The 18874-nt window shown below is 70.8% G+C and carries 16 protein-coding genes and 1 pseudogene; 11 read left to right on the top strand and 6 right to left on the bottom strand.

The window, feature by feature from the left end; translation table 11 throughout:
• Positions 1 to 73: 73 nt before the first annotated feature.
• A pseudogene (locus QRN30_RS00505) lies at positions 74 to 1024 on the bottom strand (carbohydrate ABC transporter permease); the annotation flags it as partial.
• A complete protein-coding gene (locus QRN30_RS00510; protein ID WP_031259368.1) occupies positions 1021 to 2379 on the bottom strand; it encodes an extracellular solute-binding protein in 1359 nt (452 codons plus the stop codon). The gene QRN30_RS00510 and the pseudogene QRN30_RS00505, both read right to left, overlap by 4 nt.
• Positions 2380 to 2587: 208 nt before the next feature.
• Between QRN30_RS00510 and QRN30_RS00515 the strand changes: the two genes are divergently transcribed.
• The 3 genes from QRN30_RS00515 (at position 2588) to QRN30_RS00525 (ending at position 5030) form a co-directional block, all read left to right on the top strand.
• On the top strand, positions 2588 to 2929 hold the full coding sequence (locus QRN30_RS00515) for a hypothetical protein (RefSeq protein ID WP_017886403.1): 342 nt from the start codon (positions 2588 to 2590) through the stop codon (positions 2927 to 2929).
• Positions 2910 to 4076, top strand: coding sequence for a baeRF2 domain-containing protein (locus QRN30_RS00520; RefSeq protein ID WP_017886402.1), 1167 nt, complete (start codon positions 2910 to 2912; stop codon positions 4074 to 4076). Before QRN30_RS00515 ends, QRN30_RS00520 begins: the two co-directional genes overlap by 20 nt.
• A gap of 111 nt (positions 4077 to 4187) precedes the next feature.
• Positions 4188 to 5030 carry a formate/nitrite transporter family protein gene (locus QRN30_RS00525; protein WP_159557214.1) on the top strand — a complete coding sequence of 281 codons (843 nt, stop codon included), beginning with the start codon at positions 4188 to 4190 and terminating at the stop codon, positions 5028 to 5030.
• Between the two features lie 57 nt (positions 5031 to 5087).
• Here the strand turns inward: QRN30_RS00525 and QRN30_RS00530 are convergent, their stop codons facing one another.
• On the bottom strand, positions 5088 to 6296 hold the full coding sequence (locus QRN30_RS00530) for an MFS transporter (RefSeq protein WP_017886400.1): 1209 nt from the start codon (positions 6294 to 6296) through the stop codon (positions 5088 to 5090).
• A 95-nt stretch (positions 6297 to 6391) separates the two neighbouring features.
• On the opposite strand from QRN30_RS00530, the gene QRN30_RS00535 reads away from it, so the two are divergent.
• The gene (locus QRN30_RS00535; protein ID WP_235045662.1) at positions 6392 to 7093 is read left to right on the top strand and encodes a GntR family transcriptional regulator; all 702 of its coding nucleotides are present in this window, start codon (positions 6392 to 6394) and stop codon (positions 7091 to 7093) included.
• A 66-nt stretch (positions 7094 to 7159) separates the two neighbouring features.
• Here the strand turns inward: QRN30_RS00535 and QRN30_RS00540 are convergent, their stop codons facing one another.
• Positions 7160 to 7309, bottom strand: coding sequence for a hypothetical protein (locus tag QRN30_RS00540; protein ID WP_017886398.1), 150 nt, complete (start codon positions 7307 to 7309; stop codon positions 7160 to 7162).
• 182 nt (positions 7310 to 7491) lie between these two features.
• Here QRN30_RS00540 and QRN30_RS00545 point away from each other — a divergent pair, with 182 nt between their 5' ends.
• From QRN30_RS00545 to QRN30_RS00575, 7 genes are all read left to right on the top strand, one after another.
• On the top strand, positions 7492 to 8637 hold the full coding sequence (locus QRN30_RS00545) for a LacI family DNA-binding transcriptional regulator (RefSeq protein ID WP_017886397.1): 1146 nt from the start codon (positions 7492 to 7494) through the stop codon (positions 8635 to 8637).
• A gap of 211 nt (positions 8638 to 8848) precedes the next feature.
• Positions 8849 to 10603, top strand: coding sequence for an ABC transporter substrate-binding protein (locus QRN30_RS00550; RefSeq protein ID WP_231564061.1), 1755 nt, complete (start codon positions 8849 to 8851; stop codon positions 10601 to 10603).
• Positions 10600 to 11580 carry an ABC transporter permease gene (locus tag QRN30_RS00555; protein WP_017886395.1) on the top strand — a complete coding sequence of 327 codons (981 nt, stop codon included), beginning with the start codon at positions 10600 to 10602 and terminating at the stop codon, positions 11578 to 11580. Before QRN30_RS00550 ends, QRN30_RS00555 begins: the two co-directional genes overlap by 4 nt.
• Positions 11577 to 12524 carry an ABC transporter permease gene (locus QRN30_RS00560; RefSeq protein WP_017886394.1) on the top strand — a complete coding sequence of 316 codons (948 nt, stop codon included), beginning with the start codon at positions 11577 to 11579 and terminating at the stop codon, positions 12522 to 12524. Before QRN30_RS00555 ends, QRN30_RS00560 begins: the two co-directional genes overlap by 4 nt.
• Positions 12521 to 14326: an ABC transporter ATP-binding protein gene (locus QRN30_RS00565; RefSeq protein ID WP_017886393.1), complete on the top strand. Its 1806-nt coding sequence runs from the start codon at positions 12521 to 12523 to the stop codon at positions 14324 to 14326. The genes QRN30_RS00560 and QRN30_RS00565 overlap by 4 nt, the downstream gene beginning before the upstream one ends.
• Entirely contained in the window at positions 14323 to 15195 is an 873-nt protein-coding gene (locus QRN30_RS00570) for an alpha/beta fold hydrolase (RefSeq protein WP_071250596.1), read from the top strand. Before QRN30_RS00565 ends, QRN30_RS00570 begins: the two co-directional genes overlap by 4 nt.
• 24 nt (positions 15196 to 15219) lie before the next feature.
• Complete coding sequence (locus QRN30_RS00575; RefSeq protein WP_502869527.1) at positions 15220 to 16416, top strand: glycoside hydrolase family 1 protein; 1197 nt, start codon at positions 15220 to 15222, stop codon at positions 16414 to 16416.
• 106 nt (positions 16417 to 16522) lie between these two features.
• On the opposite strand, the gene QRN30_RS00580 is transcribed toward QRN30_RS00575, so the two are convergent.
• Together QRN30_RS00580 and QRN30_RS00585 are read right to left on the bottom strand one after the other, a co-directional pair.
• Positions 16523 to 17710, bottom strand: a complete 1188-nt coding sequence (locus tag QRN30_RS00580; protein WP_284760031.1) for an ankyrin repeat domain-containing protein — start codon at positions 17708 to 17710, stop codon at positions 16523 to 16525.
• A 9-nt stretch (positions 17711 to 17719) separates the two neighbouring features.
• Entirely contained in the window at positions 17720 to 18787 is a 1068-nt protein-coding gene (locus QRN30_RS00585; protein ID WP_284760033.1) for an acyltransferase family protein, read from the bottom strand.
• Positions 18788 to 18874 lie beyond the last annotated feature (87 nt).

Consider the following 18874-nt stretch of genomic DNA (forward strand, 5'->3'; position numbering starts at 1 on the left):
TCTGGAGCGCGGTGCGGGCCTCCCGGCCGTCGCGCCGTGCGCGCTTGCGTCGGTCGCGTTCGTCCTTGGGTGGACGGTTCGTCAGCGCGAGGAACGTGAACGACAGGATGAACGCGGCCAGGGCGATGATGACCGCCTGCGCACTGGCGACGCCGTACTCGTTGAACGCGAACGCGTTCGTGTAGGCGGCGTAGTTCGGCGTGTACTCGGTGTCGATCGCCGGGGCGACCGTCGACAGGATCTGCGGCTCCGCGAAGAGCTGCAGCGTGCCGATGATCGAGAACACCGTCGTGAGCACCAGGGCCGGCGCGATGAGCGGGATCTGGATCCGCCACGCGACCTGGAACGCGTTGGCGCCGTCCACCTTCGCGGCCTCGTAGACCTCGCCGGGGATGGACTTCAGCTGCGCCACGATGATGAGCATGTTGTAGCCGGTGTACGTCCACGTGACGATGTTCGCGATCGACCACAGCACGCTGTTGGCGCCGAGGAAGTCCGGCTGCAGCCCCATCGACTGCAGCAGCGACACGATCGGCGACAGACCGGGCACGTACAGGAACGACCACAGGATCGTGGCGATGACCCCGGGGACGCCGTAGGGCATGAAGTAGACCGCCCGGAAGAAGCCCGGCCAGCGTGCGCTCGCCGACTCGAGCAGCAGCGCGAGGATCGTGCAGGCGATGATCATCACCGGGACCTGGACGATGCCGAAGAGCAGCATGCGGCCGATCGATGCGACGAACCCGCTGTCCTGCAGGGCGATCACGTAGTTGTCGAACCCCGCGAACCGGCCGACCACACCGTCCTCGCCGAACAGGCCCTCGCGGTCGACGGTGGTGAACGACTGGAACAGGGCACTGATGATCGGGATGACGAACGTCAGCAGGAACAGGGCCAGGAACGGGGCGAGCAGGATCCACGGGGCACGCTTCTGCGCGCTCGTGGCCTTCGTGCTCGTGCGGAACGCGGGGGTACTGCCGGCCGGTCGACCGGTGGTCCGTGGGGTGGTGGTCTGCTGGGTCATCGTGCCGTCCTGACGCTGAGGCCCTTGTCCTTGAAGGACTGGACGATCTCCCGCTGGGCGAGCTCCACGGCGTCACTGAGCTTCAGGCCCGAGGTGATCTTGCGGCGGAACTGGTTCTGCAGGCTGGTGAAGGCCGACTGGGTCACCGGGGACCAGGACCAGTCGATGTTCTGCTCCTTCGAGGCCGGCACGAAGACGTCCTCGTTGTAGTTCTGGCCGGAGAACCACTTCGACGGCTTCTCGCGCTGCGCCCCGATGTAGTCGACCGCGGGCGACCAACCGATGCCGCAGTACTTGATCATCGCGTCGATGCCCTCCTTCGAGGTGGTCATCCACGTGATGAACTCGAGCGCTTCCCGCGGGTGCTTCGCGTTCGCCAGCACCGCGGCCGTCGAACCGCCGATGGCGCTCGAGCCGAAGCCGTCGGCGCCCCACTTCTGCATCGGGGCGACCTTCCACTTGCCCTCGCCGCCCTGCACCGACTCGATGAGCGCGTCACCCCAGCTCGCACTGGTGACCGCGGCGATCTTGCCGCTCGCGGCGGCCGCGTACCACCCGGGGGAGTACGCGCCGGCGCTCGTGTCGACGAGCTTGTCGTCGATCACGCCGTCGAAGAAGTCGGCGACCATCAGGGTCTTGTCGTCGGTCATGTCGACGACCCACTCGTCGCCGTCGACCTTGAACCAGCGCGCACCGGCCTGCTGTGCGTACGCGGCGAAGGGTGAGGCGTCGGCGACCGGGAACACCTCGAGGTAGTTCTGCTTGCCGGTGCTCCGGACCTTGTCGGCCAGGTCACGCCACTCGTCCCACGTCGTCGGGGGTTCGCCGCCGGCCTGCTCGAGCAGCGCGGTCTGGTAGTAGAAGCCCATCGGGCCGGTGTCCTGGGGGATGCCGTAGATGCCGTCGACGAACGACACCTGCGCCCACGCGGCCTCGTCGTACTTCGACTGGAAGTCCTTCGCGCCGTACCGGGCCAGGTCGACCAGGCCGTTGGCGAGCATGAACTCGGGGATTTGCCGCAGCTCGACCTGCCCGATGTCCGGGCCACCGCCGGCCGCGAGCGCGGAGTACATCTTCTGGTACCCGCCGCTGTTGCCGCCGGGGATCCAGTTCGCCGACACCTGGATCTTCGGATGTGTCTTGTTCCAGACGTCGCAGACCTTCTGCAGGTCCTTGAGCCAGGCCCAGTAGGTGAGCTGGACGGTCTCACCCGAGGCCGCGGCGGGCACGAGGGCCGCCTTGTTGACGTTGGTCGAGCCCGGGACCGCACAGCCGGCGAGGAGCCCCGCCGCCGCCGTACCGAGGCCGAAGCCCAACAGGTGTCGTCTCGTGATCGGTCGTTGTGGTGGCGCCATTGCCGCACTCCGTTCGTCGTTGATCGGGGTTGCCCACACCCAACCACAGAACCGAATGCCGTTGTGGTTTCGTGACCGTACCGACACTGCGCGTTCCCGGCGCACCTTGGAACGGCCCCAGGCCCGGGCGCGGACCGTGGGGTAACAGAGCAGACACCGACGCCCCGGACGGCGATGGCCGCCGGCGGCACGACCGGGAGGAGAAGCGATGACCGAACGCGGGAACACCACCCATCGCCCCGAACTCGACGAGCAGCTCGCGCACGAGGCGCAGAGCATCGTCCAGGGGCACGGCAGCAACGCCCACGTCGAGGAGTTCCGGCAGTCCGAGCCGGTCCCCGACGACACCGACGGCCCGGAGACCGTCGCCGCGTCGGGCTACGACGGCGAGCTCGAGGGCGAGCTGCAGGACGACACCACCGACGTGCTCCCCGAGGACGACGCCGACCGGGCCGACCCGCTGCCCACCGGCGAGGGCGACGGAGCCGACGCGACCGTGTACCGCACCGAGACCAGGGAGGGCAGCACCGATGGCTCTGACGCAGAATGACGCGCCGCACCTGCAGTCCGGGATCGCCGAACGCCTGAAGCGCGGGGGCACCTGGACGTGGGCCTACGTCGACGCGTCCGGTGACCGTGAGGACCCGCAGCACCTCGCAGCCCTGCAGCGCCGGAAGGCCGAGGACGTCCTGCGGTCGGCCGGGGCGGACGCCGAGGTCATCGACACGGTGATGGCCGAACTCGAGGAGACGCCCGGGGTGCCCGCGCCGGTCAGCCGGTACGTGCTCGTGCACGACGGTGAACTCGTGCTCAGCGAGGTCCTGCCCGGGGCGATGCACGCCCCGACGTCGATCGGCCACGACCCCGTGCCCGACCTGCTGCCGCTCCTGGCGCACCGGCCGCTCGACCTGCCGTTCCTGATCGTCGAGGTCGGTCGCGAGGGCGGTGGCCACCGCGCCTACCGTCTCGGCCACGCCGACGTGCCGGACCGGCGCGACGAGCAGCGCGTGCAGGGCCGCACCGACACGCTCCACAAGTTCCAGGGCGGCGGCTGGTCGCACCTGCGGTGGCAGCACCACACCGAGGAGATCTGGCGCGACAACCAGAACGAGGTCGCCACGTCCGTCGACGAGGCCTTCCGGCGGCTGCAGCCGAAGCTCATCGTCGTGGCGGGGGACATCCGCGCACGGGGGCTCCTGCTCGACCAGTTGTCCACCGAGGCTCGAGCCGTCGTGTCCGAGGTCCCGGTCGACCCCCGGGCGTCGGACGCGGCGGAGACCGCGCTCGTCGAGCACGTCGACATCGCGCTCGCCCGGGTCATCGCGACCCGCCGGCACGACTTCGAGGACCTGCTCCGCACCCACGTCGGCCGCGGGGACAACCAGACGGTCACCGGCCTCGGATCTGTCGTCGAGGCGCTGCAGCAGGCGCAGGCCTCGGTCGTCGCGATCGACGCCGCCGCGATCGGCGACCGCACCCTGCTCGCGCTGGGATCGGCGCCGTGGATCGCCACGGCACCCGAGCAGGCGGCGGGTGCGCCGGCCATCGGTCCGGTGCCGGCCGTGTGCGCGATCGTCCGGGCGGTCGCCCTCACCGACGCGGAGCTGCTGCTCGTGAACGCCGCGTCGCTGCCGAACGGTGCGCCAGCCGCGGCGTTGCTGCGGTGGCCGGTGGGACCGGCGGTGCCGGCCGCCTGAGCGGTGACCGGACGACGGACGGGAGGCCCGGTGCCAGCTGGTACCGGGCCTCCCGTCCGTCTCGGCGCGATCCTGCGGGCCGCCACGACGGCCGCGTATAGCGTCCCCGCCATGACCGACGACCGCCGACGTGAGCTCGGCACCAGCGACGCACCCGTGGAGGACGAACTCGCGGAGTCCTTCGACGCGACCATCGAGGAGGGCGCGGAGCGGCTGCAACGGACGGCCCGGGCCGTCCTCGTCACGGGGTTCTTCGGTGGCCTCGAGGTCGGTCTCGGGGTGATGGCGTACCTCGCCGTGCTCACCGAGACCGACAGCCACCTGCTCGCCGGGCTGGCCTTCGGCATCGGCTTCATCGCGCTGCACCTGGCGCACAGCGAGCTCTTCACCGAGAACTTCCTGATGCCGGTCGCGGCCGTGGTCGCCCGCGAGGGGACCGTGCTGCAGCTCGTGCGACTGTGGGGCGGCACCCTCGTGGCGAACCTCGCCGGTGGATGGGTGTTCATGTGGCTCGTCGTCCAGGCGTTCCCGCAGTGGCACGCCACGCTGTCGGAGTCGGCGCACCACTACGTCGACGCGCCGTTCGGGCTGCAGAGCATCGTGCTGGCGGTCCTGGGCGGCAGCACCATCACCCTGATGACGCGGATGCAGCAGGGCACCGACTCGGACCCCGCGAAGCTCGTCGCCGCCGTGGCCGGAGGCTTCCTGCTCGCCGGGCTGCAGCTCTTCCACTCGATCCTCGACTCGCTGCTCGTCTTCGGTGCGATCCAGTCGGGCGCGGACATCACCTACGGGCAGTGGCTCGGCTGGTTCGGGTACACGCTGCTGTTCAACGTCCTCGGTGGGCTGGTGCTCGTGACGGCGCTGCGTCTGCTCCGGACGAAGGAGCTCATGCAGGACCGCCGCCGGGAATCCCAGGACGACCCCGAGCGTGCGGACCACGAACAGGGCTGACGAGCGCGAGGGGCGGAGCGGACGGAGGGGGTCGATCGCGTTGCGTCGCGCGGACGGTCAGTCGTGGGAGCGGTCTCGGCGGGGCACCAGCGGGACGGCCAGCAGCGGGAGCACCGCCACGATGCCGAACGACGCCGCGAAGCCGAGCGCGCCGACCAGGGCGCCGATGCCCGGACCGACGGCGCTCGCCGCGATGAACTGCCCGGTGTTCTGCGCCCCGAGCGCCCGCCCCGACCAGAACGGCCCCGCCGCCTCGGCGACGGACGTGTACGCCAGCCCGTTGTCGGCGACCGTCACGCTCGTCGCGAGCACCAGGAACACCGCCGCCCCGGCCAGGTGCGTGGCGTCGACGACCGCGAGCACCGCCATCACCACCGCCGCGCTCACCGCGACGATCCGCAGGGGGCCGACGCGCGACCCGGCCCGGTCGCTCCAGCCACCGACCAGGATCCGGCCGATCGCCCCGACGAACTGCGCGGCACCGACCAGCAGGCCGGCCGCCGGTGTCGACCACCCGAGGCCCACGAGCCAGACGAGCCCGTACGTCGACAGGGTGAACTGCGGCACCACGAGCAGGACCGACACCGCGTGCACCCGCCACAGGAACCCGCTCGAGCGGTAGGGGTTGGCGGTCGCCGTGGCCACCGCGGCACGGGTCGGACGGGGCGGGTCCGAGATCCCGATCGCGCAGCACACCGCGAGCACGGCGCACAGCACGATCGGCAGGACCAGGGCCGCACGGATCCCCGAGCCCTCGGCCAGCTGCGGCACCGTCACCGCGGCGAGCGTCACCCCGAGCGGCTGCGACATCTGCCGGATGCCCATCGCGAGCCCGCGGCGCTCCTTCGGGAACCACCCCACCACGACCCGGCCGCTCGCGGCGTTCGTCGAGGCACTCGTCATGCCGCCGGCCAGGAACGCCAGCCCGAGCAGCACCGGGTCGCCCGCGGCCAGCCAGGCGCCGACGACGGTCAGTGTGGTGAGCACGAGCCCACCGGCGATGACGATGCGCTCGCCGAACCGGTCGGTGATCGCACCCCACGCGATGAGCGTCAGGACCATGCCGAACGTCGGAGCGGCGGCGAGCAGCCCGGCGGCCGGCAGGGACGTCCCGCGGCTGAGCAGGTGCGGGATGAGGAGCGCCGGCGCGGACACCACGAGCGTCCCCGCCGCCTGGGCCGCGACCCCGAGGGCGAGCATCGTCCAGGCGCGGGCGGAGACCGGTGGTGTCGTGGTGGATCGCTGCGGGGCGTCGGTCGTGGGCATGCGTCTCGGCCGTTCGTCGTGGTTCCAGCACGGAACGAATTGGTATACCACAACGGTATACCATTCCGGCCGCTCCGCCGCTAGGCTTGTCCGCCGTGACCGACCCGACCGACGACGCACCCGTGTCGCAGACGGCCCAGCTCTACGACAACCTGCGCGCAGCCATCCTGACCCTCGACATCGCACCGGGGGAGCGCATCTCGGAGCGTGGGCTCGAAGCACGGTTCCACGCCTCGCGCACGCCCGTCCGCGCCGCACTGTCGCGGCTCGAGCGTGAGGGGCTCATCCTGCACGAGGGCCGTTCGTGGACGGTCACCCCGATCGACCTCGACGAGATCGCCTCGCTCGCCGAACTCCGCGGCATCCTCGAACCCGCCGCCGCACGGCTCGCCGTCGAGCGCGCCACCGCCGAGCAGCTCGCCGAGGTCCGCGGGCACCTCGACACCCTCCGTCCCACCCCCGACCAGCAGGCCGGCATCCGGATGGGGTCGACGTTCCACCTGGACCTCGCCGCGCTCGGCGGCAACCGGTTCGTCACCGATGCGATCGCCGATGCCCTGACCCGACTCGAGCGCACGCGCTGGATCGAGGTCCGCACGCCCGAGGCGCGCGACGCCGCATGGGACGAGCACAGCGCCATCATCGACGCCGTGCGCGACGGCGACGCCGACCGTGCAGCGGAGCTCGTGGCTGCCCACGTCGCCGGCACCAACGACCGACTGCTGAGCTGGATCGCGCAGGAGCGCCGACGCCTGCGCGGGGCGGGCATGACGATCGTGGGCGCGACCGAGCGCTGACGCGAGCGGCGCGTGGGCGGTGCGCCGGGCCTCCTGGCCGTGGCGGGGGAGACCCGGCGTGCGCCGCTAGGGGCGGTCCGCCGACTCGGGCGACGCGTCGGCGTCGTCGAACGTGCGGATCGAATCCGTGCGTTCGAGCAGCGCGTCGCGCACCTCGGCCTCGTCGTGGCTCGCGCGGAGTGCGAGCTTGCTCCCGGAACGTGTCGACTGTGACATGTCGTGTCCTTCCCCTGCGTGTGGGCAACCTGGTCGGTGCGGGCCCGCGGCCCGCCGGTGCGCTTCCTCACGGGACGTACTGAGGTCGCAACAGTGTCGCGCGACACCCGCTGTCCCGCAAGCGTTTCCGGCGCCGTGTGGAGAACTCCCGGTACGGGGCATGCCTAGGATGGTCCGGCCGCATGGTCGAGGCGCGGCACCAGCGGACGTCGGACGGGAGGCACGGGTTGGCCGACCAGCGCACCGCACCTCCCACGGTCTACGACGTCGCCTCTGCAGCCGGCGTCTCCATCGCCACCGTCTCGCGCGTGCTCCGCACGCCCGACGCCGTCCGCGAGGGCACCCGGGACCGCGTGCAGGCAGCGATCCGGAGCCTCGGGTACGTCCCGTCCGGCAACGCCCGGGCCCTCGCCGGCAAACGCACCGGCGTCGTCGGACTGCTGCTGCCCGGCTTCGACGTGGTGCCCGACGAGCGGCCGGACCTGGTCACCGACGGTGGCGTCCGCGTGGTCGACGACCGACGCCACGTGACCCAGCCGTTCTCGTCCAACCTGTACTTCGACGAGGTCCTGCGCGGCGCCGAGACCGAGGCCTGGCAGCGTGGTCTCGCGCTCATGGTCGCCGCCGGCCGGGGGTCGTCGCGCGACGTCATCGTGAACGACGTCGCCGGCCGGGTCGACGGGCTCGCCGTGCTGGCGCAGACGGTGCCCGACGACCTGCTCGAGCACGTCGCCCGACGCATCCCGGTGGTGGTGCTCGCCGACGACCGGCGCTCGCACGGGTTCGACTCGGTGAGCGTGGACAACGCCGCGGGCATGCGGACCCTGGCGTCGCACGTGATCGGGCGTCTGGGGATCCGGTCCCTCGCGTACGTCGCGGGCCCGATCGACTCGCCCGACGACATGGAGCGCTCGGCGGGGTTCCGGGCAGCGCTGGCCGACCACGGGGTGCCGGCCTCGGCGGTGCGCACGGTGCACGGTGACTTCGGCAGGGCCCGGGCGCGGGAGCTCGCGGTGTCGCTGCTGTCCGACGTCGTCCCCCGCGCCGTCGTCTGCTCGAACGACCAGTCCGCGCTCGGGGTGCTCGACGCCGCCGCTGCCCGGGGGCTCCGCGTGCCCGAGGACCTCGTCGTGACCGGGTTCGACGGCATCGACGCCGGCCGGTTCTCGTCGCCGCGCCTGACCACGGTGCACCAGCCGATGGGGGCGCTCGGTCGTGCTGCGGTCCTGGCGATCGTCGACCGGCTCGAACGTCGCGAGGGGCCGCCGCGCGCCGTGCGCCTGCCCGTCGAGGTGCTGCTGCGCGAGAGCTGCCCGCCCGCGCTGTAGCGTGCGTGCCGTCGCGAGGTCGCGAGGTCGCACCGCGCGGCGTTGCGCATCCCGTGCGACCTTCGGCGCCCCGTGCGAGCCCGGAGCAGTGCACGGAGCGGGCAACCTCGCACCAGTCGGCGCACCTCGCACCGTGCGCCGCCCCGCGAAACAACACCTGCGGTTGCACGCCGCGATGTAAGCGCATACATTGAGCACGTACCGAATCGACATGGAGGTCGACCGAGCAATGACGCTTCCCCCACAGCGCACGCGCGGCACGCGTGACCCAGGCCCACGCCGCCGAGGCCGCCTCGTCGCGGCCATCGCCGGCCTCGCCGCAGTGGCCCTCGTGGCCACCGGCTGCAGCATCCAGGTCCGATCCGAACCCGATCCCACCATCGGCAAGGACACGATGCTCATCAACGCGGACCGCGGCAACCCGCTGTTCGACCGCAACTTCAACCCGTACATCGCGAACGCCCGCACGGCCTCCAAGTGGATGTACGAGCCCCTCATCGAGGTGAACCCCCTCGACGGCAAGCGCAACCCGTGGCTCGCCAGCGCGTGGAGCCAGCCCGACGCGAAGACCATCGACATGACGATCCGCTCGGGTGTCGAGTGGTCCGACGGTTCGCCGTTCAGCGCGAAGGACGTCGTCTTCACCTTCGACCTGCTCAAGAAGTTCCCCGCCATGGACGTCAAGGGCGCCTGGCAGCACATCAAGAGCATCGAGCAGGACGGTGACCACGTCGTCTTCCACCTCAAGAGCGAGGACGTCCCGAGCCTGACGATCATCGGCCAGACGTACATCCTGGGCGAGGACCACTGGGGCGGCGTGAAGGACCCGACGACCTGGCGTGACCCGAACCCGGTCGGCACCGGTCCGTTCGTCCTCGGCAACTACACCGACCAGCAGTACTCGATGAACAAGAACCCGAAGTACTGGCAGGCCGACAAGATCGCCATCAAGCACCTCATCCTGCCGGCGACGAACACCCAGCTCGACACCGTCACCCGCGGCTACGACTGGGCGTACTCGTTCATCTCCGACGTCAAGGGCACCTGGGGTGCCGCGTCGAAGACGAACGAGTGGTGGTTCCCGGCCGGCGGTGTGATCGGCCTCATCCCGAACCTCACGAAGGCGCCGTACAGCGACGTCAACGTCCGCCGGGGCATCTCGCTCGCGCTGGACCGTGACGCCATCGCCGAGACCGCGTCCGAGGGCAACCTGTCGGCGGCGGGCCAGACCGGCCTGATCCTGCCGAACCAGGAGCGCTACCTCAACCCGGACATCCCCGACAAGGGCATGATCACCCAGGACACGAAGGCGGCGCTCGCGAGCTTCGAGAAGTCCGGCTACTCGGTGCAGGGCGGCAAGGTCGTCAAGGACGGCAAGCAGCTCGCGATCACGATCATGACCGCGAACGGCTACTCCGACTGGCTCCGCGCCGCGCAGGAGGTCCGCCGCGAACTCACCGCCATCGGCATCAAGGTGACGATCCAGGCGCCGCAGCCCGCCGGCTACCAGCAGAACATCAACAACGGCGAGTTCGACATGGCGATGGGCGGCATGGGCAACGGTGACGTCTACCAGGCGTTCAACTCCCTGCTCAGCACCGAGTTCTACCAGCCGGTCGGCAAGTCGACCGTCAACAACTACGAGCGCTACAAGAACGCCGACACCCAGAAGCTCCTCGACGAGTACAAGGCGACGACGGACACCGCGAAGCAGCAGGAGATCCTCGACCAGCTGCAGCAGACCGTGTACGACGAGCTCCCCGTCATCGGCATGTACTACGGCGGGCTCTGGGGCCTGTTCAACACCGGCAAGTTCGTCGGCTGGCCGAGTGCGAAGGACCCCTACATGGCACCGCAGAACTACGACTCGGCACCGCTGCTCATCTTCACGAAGCTCCGGCTGCGCGACAGCGCCGCCGGCAAGCAGATCCTGCAGGAGCAGAAGGCGCAGGAGGACCAGAAGTGAAGTACATCCTCCAGAAACTCGTCCTCTTCGTCCTGACCCTCTGGGCCGCGGTGACGCTGAACTTCGTGCTCCCGCGCCTGATGCCCGGCAGCCCGGCCGACGCCGCACTCGCGAAGCTCAGCCAGAACGGTCCGGTCACCGACGCCACCAAGAAGGCCATCGAGGCCCAGCTCGGGGTACCGACCGGCAACCTGTGGGACCAGTACGTCAGCTACCTGCACCAGGTCATCACCCTCGACTTCGGGACGAGCTACACCTTCTACCCGCAGCCCGTCGGCGACCTCGTGTCGAAGGCCCTGCCGTACACGCTGATCCTCGTCGGGGTCGTCACGATCCTGGCGTTCGTCCTCGGCACCCTGATCGGTGTCGCGGCAGCGTGGAAGCGCGGTACCTGGCTCGACTCGCTCCCGACCCTGTCCGGCAGCTTCATGTCGACGTTCCCGTACTTCTGGACCGCCCTGCTGCTGCTGTTCTTCCTCGGCTACGTGCTGCACTGGTTCCCGACCACGGGTGCCTACTCGGCCACGACGACGCCCGGCCTGAACGGTGCCTTCTTCGGCGACGCCCTGCAACACGCGGTGCTGCCGGCGGTCACGATCCTGGTGACGAGCCTCGGCGGCTGGATCATCGGCATGCGCAACGCGATGATCAACACCCTCGGTGACGACTACGTGACCTTCGCCGAGGCCAACGGCCTCCGCGGACGCACCGTCGCCATCCGCTACGCGGCCCGCAACGCGATCCTGCCGAACCTGACCGGCTTCGGTCTGGCGCTCGGTGGCGTGGTCGGCGGTTCCGTCCTGGTCGAGCAGGTCTTCGGCTACCCGGGCATCGGCTACCTGCTGTTCAACGCCGTGATCGGGCAGGACTACCCGCTCATGCAGGCCCTCTTCCTGATGATCACCGTGTCGGTGCTCATCGCCAACTTCATCGTGGACGTCATGTACGGCGTTCTGGACCCGAGGACGCGTCGATGACCAACGCAACCGTGTCGGTGCGCACACAAGAGAACGCACCCAACGAAGAACAGCAGGCGCCGAGCAAGCTCCGCGCCGCCGCCCGCCAGTTCGGCGTCGTCTGGTCGAACAAGAAGGCCCGGATCGGCATCATCATCCTCGGCGTCTTCGTGTTCGTGGCGGTCTTCGCCCCGCTCCTGGCCCCGTACGGCGCCAGCCAGAACGGCTTCGCCCGGTCCGCCGACGCGACGCCCGACCACTGGATGGGCACCACCGCCGCCGGCGAGGACGTCCTGTCCCAGATCATCTACGGCGCTCGCATCTCGGTCATGGTCGGCGCGGTCGCGGGCATCCTGTCCACGCTCGTCGCCGTCGCGATCGGCCTCAGCTGGGGCTACGTCCGCGGCTGGATCGCCGAGGTCATCGGGTTCATCGTGAACCTGTTCCTCGTCATCCCGGGTCTGCCCCTGATGATCGTCATCGCCGCCTACCTGCAGAACGGCGGCATCGCGGTGATCATCGCGGTCATCGTCGTGACCGGTTGGGCGTGGGGTGCGCGTGTGCTCCGTTCGCAGACGCAGTCGCTGCGCGGTCGGGACTTCGTCACCGCCGCCCAGTTCTCCGGTGAGGGCGCGACCCGCATCGTGTTCCGCGAGATCCTGCCGAACATGACGAGCCTGATCGTCGGCAGCTTCTTCGGGGCCGCCACCAGCGCCATCCTCGCCGAGGCGGGCCTCGAGTTCCTCGGACTCGGCGACTCGTCGATCGTCAGCTGGGGCACGATCCTCTACTGGGCGCAGAACTCGAACGCGCTCCTCACGGGGCAGTGGATCCTGCTCTTCGCGCCGGGTCTCTGCATCGCCTTGCTGGCGATGAGCCTCACCCTGATCAACTTCGGCGTCGACGCCGTGTCCAACCCGCGGCTGCGCGACGGCGCACGGCCCCGTAAGGAGAAGCGCGCATGAGCGGCTTGCCAGAAACGCACCCGGCAGACGGCCTGGAGGCGCCCACCGGCGCCGCCACGGGCCTCCAGTCCGACGCCCGTCACGACCAAGGCGACGCCTCCGTCCTGCTCGACGTCCGCGACCTGTCGGTCGTCTACGAATCGGCCGGTCAGAGCGCCGTCCAGGCCGTCGACCACGTGTCGTTCCAGCTACAGAAGGGCGAGTTCGTCGGCCTGGTCGGCGAGTCCGGTTCGGGCAAGTCGACGCTCGGCTACGCGCTGACCCGGCTGCAGAAGCCGCCGGCGCGCACGAACGGCGGCAGCATCGTCTTCGCGGGCAAGGACATCCGCGACCTCGACGACGAAGCCCTGCGCCAGCAGCGGCAGGGCGGCTTCGCCATGGTGCTGCAGTCCGGCATGAACGCGCTCAACCCGGTGCGCACGATCCGGAACCACTTCATCGACGTCTTCAGGGCGCACGGCCACGTGTCACGCGACCGCTGGGACGCCCGGATGAAGGAGCTCATCGAGAAGGTGAAGCTGCCGACCTCGATGCTCGCCCGGTTCCCCGGGGAGCTCTCCGGCGGTATGCGGCAGCGCGTGTCCATCGCCCTGGCGCTCTCGCTCGAGCCGCAGCTCATGGTGTTCGACGAGCCGACGACGGCGCTCGACGTGCTCGTGCAGCACGCCGTGATGGACACGATCATCGAGCTGCAGCGCACCGAGGGCTTCACGGCGATCCTGATCAGCCACGACCTCGGCATCGTCCTCGAGGCCACCGAGCGCGTCCTCGTGATGCACGAAGGCCGCATCGTCGAGGACGGCGGCTCCCGCGAGATCCTCCGCGACCCGCAGGACGAGTACACGCAGATGCTCCTGTCGCACTACGCCGACCCCCGCGCCGAGGTGGTGTCGCTGCCGGGCTTCCCGGACCGCTCGCTCCGCGCCGAGGCCGGCGAGAAGCGGCAGGAGACGACCTCGTCGTTCAGCACCGTCGGCTCCCGCGAGCGCAGTGCCGCCCGCAACCCGATCGTCGTCGACCACATCGTGAAGACCTACCCGGCGCCGCGCCGCGGTGAGCAGCCGGTGCAGGCCGTGCGCGACGTGTCGTTCACCCTCGAGCCCGGGCAGTCGCTCGCCCTGGTCGGCCAGTCCGGTTCGGGCAAGTCGACCATCGCGAAGCTGCTCACCGGCGTCGAGAAGCCGACCACCGGCACGGTCCGGTTCGGGGACCTCGACGTCGCCCGCCTCGGCAAGCGCGGCCTGCGGGATCTGCGTTCCGAGGTGCAGATGGTGTTCCAGGACCCGTACTCGGCGCTCAACCCGCTGCACACGGTCGAGTACACGCTGTCCCGGCCGATCGCGAACTACACCGGGCTCACCGGGCGTGATGCCCGACGTCGGGTCCTCGAGCTGCTCGAGACGGTGGGGCTCACCCCCGTCGAGCAGTTCGCCCAGAAGCTCCCGCACCAGCTCTCCGGCGGGCAGCGGCAGCGCGTGGTGATCGCCCGTGCACTCGCGAGCGACCCGCAGGTGATCATCGCCGACGAGCCGGTGTCGATGCTCGACGTGACGCTGCGTGCCGGGGTGCTCGCACTGCTCGAGGACCTCCGCGAGCAGTGGGGCGTCTCGCTCCTCTACATCACGCACGACCTGCTGAGCGCGCGGCTCATCACGGACGACATCATGGTGCTCCACGAGGGCGCCGTGGTCGAGCGGGGTCACACGGCCCAGGTACTGCAGGACCCGCAGGACCCGTACACGATCGCCCTCCTCGACGCCGTGCCGAACCCGCGCCGCACGCTCTCGGAAGGACGACCATGACCACCCTGCACGACTTCCCGACGGTCCCGCCGTTCGGGCACCTGCCCACCCCGGACGGCGTCGACGTCGTCGGGATCGACGTCCCGGTCGGGCGGCTCACGGCCTACCGGATCGTGCCCGAGGGGGTGTCGAAGGGCACTGTGCTCATCGTCCCCGGGTACACCGGCTCGAAGGAGGACTGGCGCACGTTCCTGCCCGTCCTCCGCGACGCCGGGTGGACCGCCGTCGCGATCAGCCGGCGTGGTCAGGCCGACTCGGCCGCGCCGACCGAGCCGCGGGACTACTCCCTCGACGAAGAAGCGGCCGACGTCGTCCGGGTCGCGCGCCTGCTCGACGACGGCGCCCCCGTGCACCTGGTCGGGCACTCGCTCGGTGGTGTGATCGTCCGGGCGGCCGCGCTGCAGGACCCGACGGCGTTCCGCGACGTCGTGCAGTTCTGCTCCGGCCCGCACGGGTGGCCGTACCGCAAGGTCGCCGAGCTGACGATCCTGCACGACACCGGCGGGAACCTCCGGCAGCTGTTCGACTCGACGAACCCGCTCTGGGCGTACCGGCCCGACGAGGAGCTGCCCGACGACGTCCGGATGGTGCGCGACCGCTTCGACGCGACGAGCCCGCTCAGCGTCGTCGCCGGTGGCCACATCCTCGAGGACCACACCGACGCCTCCGACGCCCTGCGCGCCACGGGCCTGCCGGTCCTCGTCGCCCACGGCGAGTGGGACAACGCCTGGCCGATCCCGTGGCAGCGGGCGATGGCCGAGCAGACCGGCGCCGAGTACGTCGTCATCCCCGCGAGCTACCACGGCCCCCAGGTCGAGAACCCGCTCGGGACGGTCGCCGTCTTCGACGCATTCCTGAGCCAGCACTGACTCGAACACGCACTGAAAGGCACCATCATCTCCACGCTGCAGTTCCCCGACGGCTTCCTCTGGGGTGCCGCCACCGCCGCCCACCAGATCGAGGGCAACAACGTCAACAGCAACTGGTGGGTGCACGAGCACGAGCCGGACACCACCATCGTCGAGCCCTCGGGTGACGCGGCGGACAGCTACCACCGGTACCGCGAGGACATCCGCATCGCGGCCGAGCTCGGGCTGAACTCGTACCGGTTCAGCATCGAGTGGGCCCGCATCGAGCCCGAGCGCGGGTTCGTCAGCCGTGCCGAGGTCGACCACTACCGCCGCATGGTCGATGCCTGCCACGAGTTCGGCATCGAGCCGATCGTCACCCTCATGCACTTCACCGTGCCGCGCTGGTTCGAACGCGACGGCTTCTGGCGCGCCCCCGATGCCGCCGACCTGTTCGCCCGCTACACCGAGGCCGCGCTCCCCGTGGTGCAGGACGGCGTCCGCTACGTCTGCACGATCAACGAGCCGAACATCGCGGCGATGCTCGCCGGCGGCGAGGACGCGGCCAACCTGGTGGCGTTCGGCCTGCCGAACCCGGACCTGGGCGTCGCCGACGCCCTGCTGGCCAGCCACAAGCGGTCGCGCGAGGTCCTGTCACAGGTGTCGGGCCTCCAGTCGGGGTGGACCATCGCGACCCAGGCCTTCAAGTCGTCCGGCGAGCCCGGGGCGGACGCCATGCTCCGCGAGTACGGGTACCCGCGCGACGACTGGTACCTCGAGAACGCCGCCGGCGACGACTTCCTGGGCGTGCAGGCCTACACGCGCACGTTCATCGGTCCGGACGGGCCCCTGCCCGTGTCCGACGACGTCGAGACGACCCTCACCGGCTGGGAGTTCTACCCCGAAGCCTCGGCCGACGGGCTCCGCAGCGCGTGGGAGCTCTCCGGCGGCGTTCCGCTGATGATCACCGAGAACGGCATCGCCACCGCCGACGACAGCCGTCGGCAGGCGTACACGCAGGGCGCCCTCGAGGGCATCCACCGCTGCATCGAGGACGGCATCGAGGTCCTCGGCTACCAGCACTGGTCGCTCCTCGACAACTACGAGTGGGCGTCGGGCTTCCGGCCGACGTTCGGGCTGGTCGCGTGGGACCGTGAGACCTTCGAGCGCACGCCGAAGGACTCCGCCCGCTGGTACGGGCGCGTCGCGCAGGCGAACGCCGTCGAGCAGGTCACCGTCTAGGACGGTCGACCCGCGAGCGCGCGGCGGACGGGAGGCCCTGCTCCCGTCCGCCGCGCTTCGTCACGTCCGGCGCGGGTCGGCCCACGGGCCGTGGTGCGGACGGCGCTCAGGCAGCGGCGAGCAGGTCGGCCACGGCCGTCTCGCGGAGCAACTCCGCGCGGTCGGCAGCGGTCGAGCCCTCGTCGTCCACGGCATCGCGGTCGACGCCCTGCGCCAGCACCGCACGGACGGTCTCGACGTCGCCGGAGTCGACGGCCGCGATCAGCAGCGTCGCGCCACGTGAGCCGCGCGCCGCGGTGTCCGCACCCGCGGCGGCGAGGGCACGCACGATCGCGGCGTGCCCACCCCACGCGGCGCGGATGATCGGGGTGTTGCCGTCGCCGTCACGGGCCTCCAGGTCGGCACCCGCTGCCACCAGCACGTCGACCGCCCGTCGCGCGTCGCGGTCGATCGCCAGCGTCAGCGGCGTCCGTCCCTCGGTGTCCTCGAGCTGCAGGGTCGCGCCGCGGCGCAGGAGCTCCTCGAGCATCTCGGGGTGGTCGAACCACGCGGCGGCGTGCAGCGGGGCGAAGCCCCATCGGGGGTCGACGTCGTCGACGTCGCTCGCGTCGTCGGCCAGGTGCAGCCCGCCGAGGTCGCCGTAGGCCGCGGCCCGGACCACCTCGGTCGTCCACTCCACCCAGCCGTCCGGCACCGGGCCGTGCCAGCCGCGTGCCGGCCGCGACTCCAGGCCCGAGTAGACGGACTCGGCGACGCTCCGGATCGCCACCCGGACACCACGGAACCGGATCGCGACCTCGCCGACGGGGGAGATCAGCAGCCGGAGTTCCCAGGCGTCGTGCTCGTTCAGGTACTCGAGCTCGCCCCGGGCGACGTGCGCGTCACCGGCGAGCAGCGCTGCGGGATCGACCCCGTGCGGGTCGATGACGGCGTCCCGGAGCCGGAGCGACACCCTGGCGTGGTTCCAGCGGCGCCACAGGCCGCTCGGGGTGTCGAGGACCTCGTCGTTGCGGACCACGATGTCCGCGTGCACGACGACCGGGTCGGGCACACCGTGGCCCGGCAGGTCGACGGGGGTCGTCACGTCGTCCTCGTCGGCGTCCGGGTCGACGACGGCGTCGGCGGACTCCACGATCCAGCGTTCGATCCGCGAGTCGGTCCACTTGACCGTCAGGAGCGCGGCGACCGTGGGAGGGGCGTCCTCGAGCAACCGGGTCACGTGTTCGCGCTGGCCGTCGAAGTCCTCGAGGGAGACGTAGCCAACGGAGGGCCAGTTCACTCGACTCCATCGCACGGGACGACACTACCCGGCGGGTAGCCGGTGCCTCGCGGCGCGTGGGGTCCGTGGTGGTGCGGTCCGACGACGCTGGAGCCGCCGGATCACCGGACGGTCGACCGCGAACCACACCACGACCGAGGCGGCCACGGCGGCGACCGGCGCGGCGATGCCCGCGACGATCGGCGCTGCGGGGCCGGAGACGACCGCGGCGACCACGGCCACCGTCGCCGGTGCGAGGATCGGGTGCGTCAGGTACAGCGCGTACGAGGCATCGCCCAGCGTCCGCCCGACGGTGCCGGTGCACCGACGCAGGAGCGGCTCACCCACCACCGTCGTCGCCAGGGCCGCGGCCGCGAGCGGCAACAGCAGCAGGCTCGGCACGGACGCGCCCGCGACGGTGCCCACCACGAGCCAGATCGCGGTGATCGCCGCGGTCCGGAGCAGTGCCAGCCGGGTGCGGCGGTCGAGTGCCCACCGGCCGATCACCATGCCGACCAGGAAGCACAGCACGATGCGGTTCGCGTGGAACTGCCAGGTCGGCCACCCGTCCGGCCCGCGGAACGCCGAGGCGACCGCGAGCCCGACGAAGACGACGGACGCCAGCCGCAGGGGGTCGGAGCGGGTGGCGAGCGCGATCGTGACGACCACGTAGAACAGCAGCTCGAACGACAGCGTCCAGGTGACCGTGAAGAACGGCTCGACCACGCCGTTCGGGCCGCGGCTGGGCAGGAACAGGTACGACGACACGATGTACGTCGGTGACGTGGCCGCGCGTTCCAGGGCCTGCGGGGCCACCAGCAGCGTGACGAGCTTGATCGTCATCACCGCCCACGCGAGCGGCAGGATGCGGACCAGCCGACGGCGAAGGAACCCGCGCCAGGTCGGCCTCGGGGTCCGCTGTGTCACGAGCACCGCGACGAACCCGCTGATCGCGAAGAACACCGTCACCCCGACCTGGCCGACGGGGATGTCGACCAGGGGTGTGCCGAGACGGGCGTGCAGGTACGTCGGCAGGTGCGAGAACACGACGAGGAGCGCGGCGACGAACCGCAGCACCTGGACGCCGGTGAAGGTCGGTCGTTCGGCTGGCATCGAGCAACTGTGGGCGGGCGGGTTCGCCGATCGCCAGCAGTTCGTACTCCGAGTTCCGTGTTTCGCAGCGTGGTCGAGCCGATCGCA

Origin of the sequence: Curtobacterium sp. MEB011, assembly GCF_030209655.1 — a bacterium.
GTDB classification, from domain to species: Bacteria; Actinomycetota; Actinomycetes; order Actinomycetales; family Microbacteriaceae; genus Curtobacterium; species Curtobacterium poinsettiae.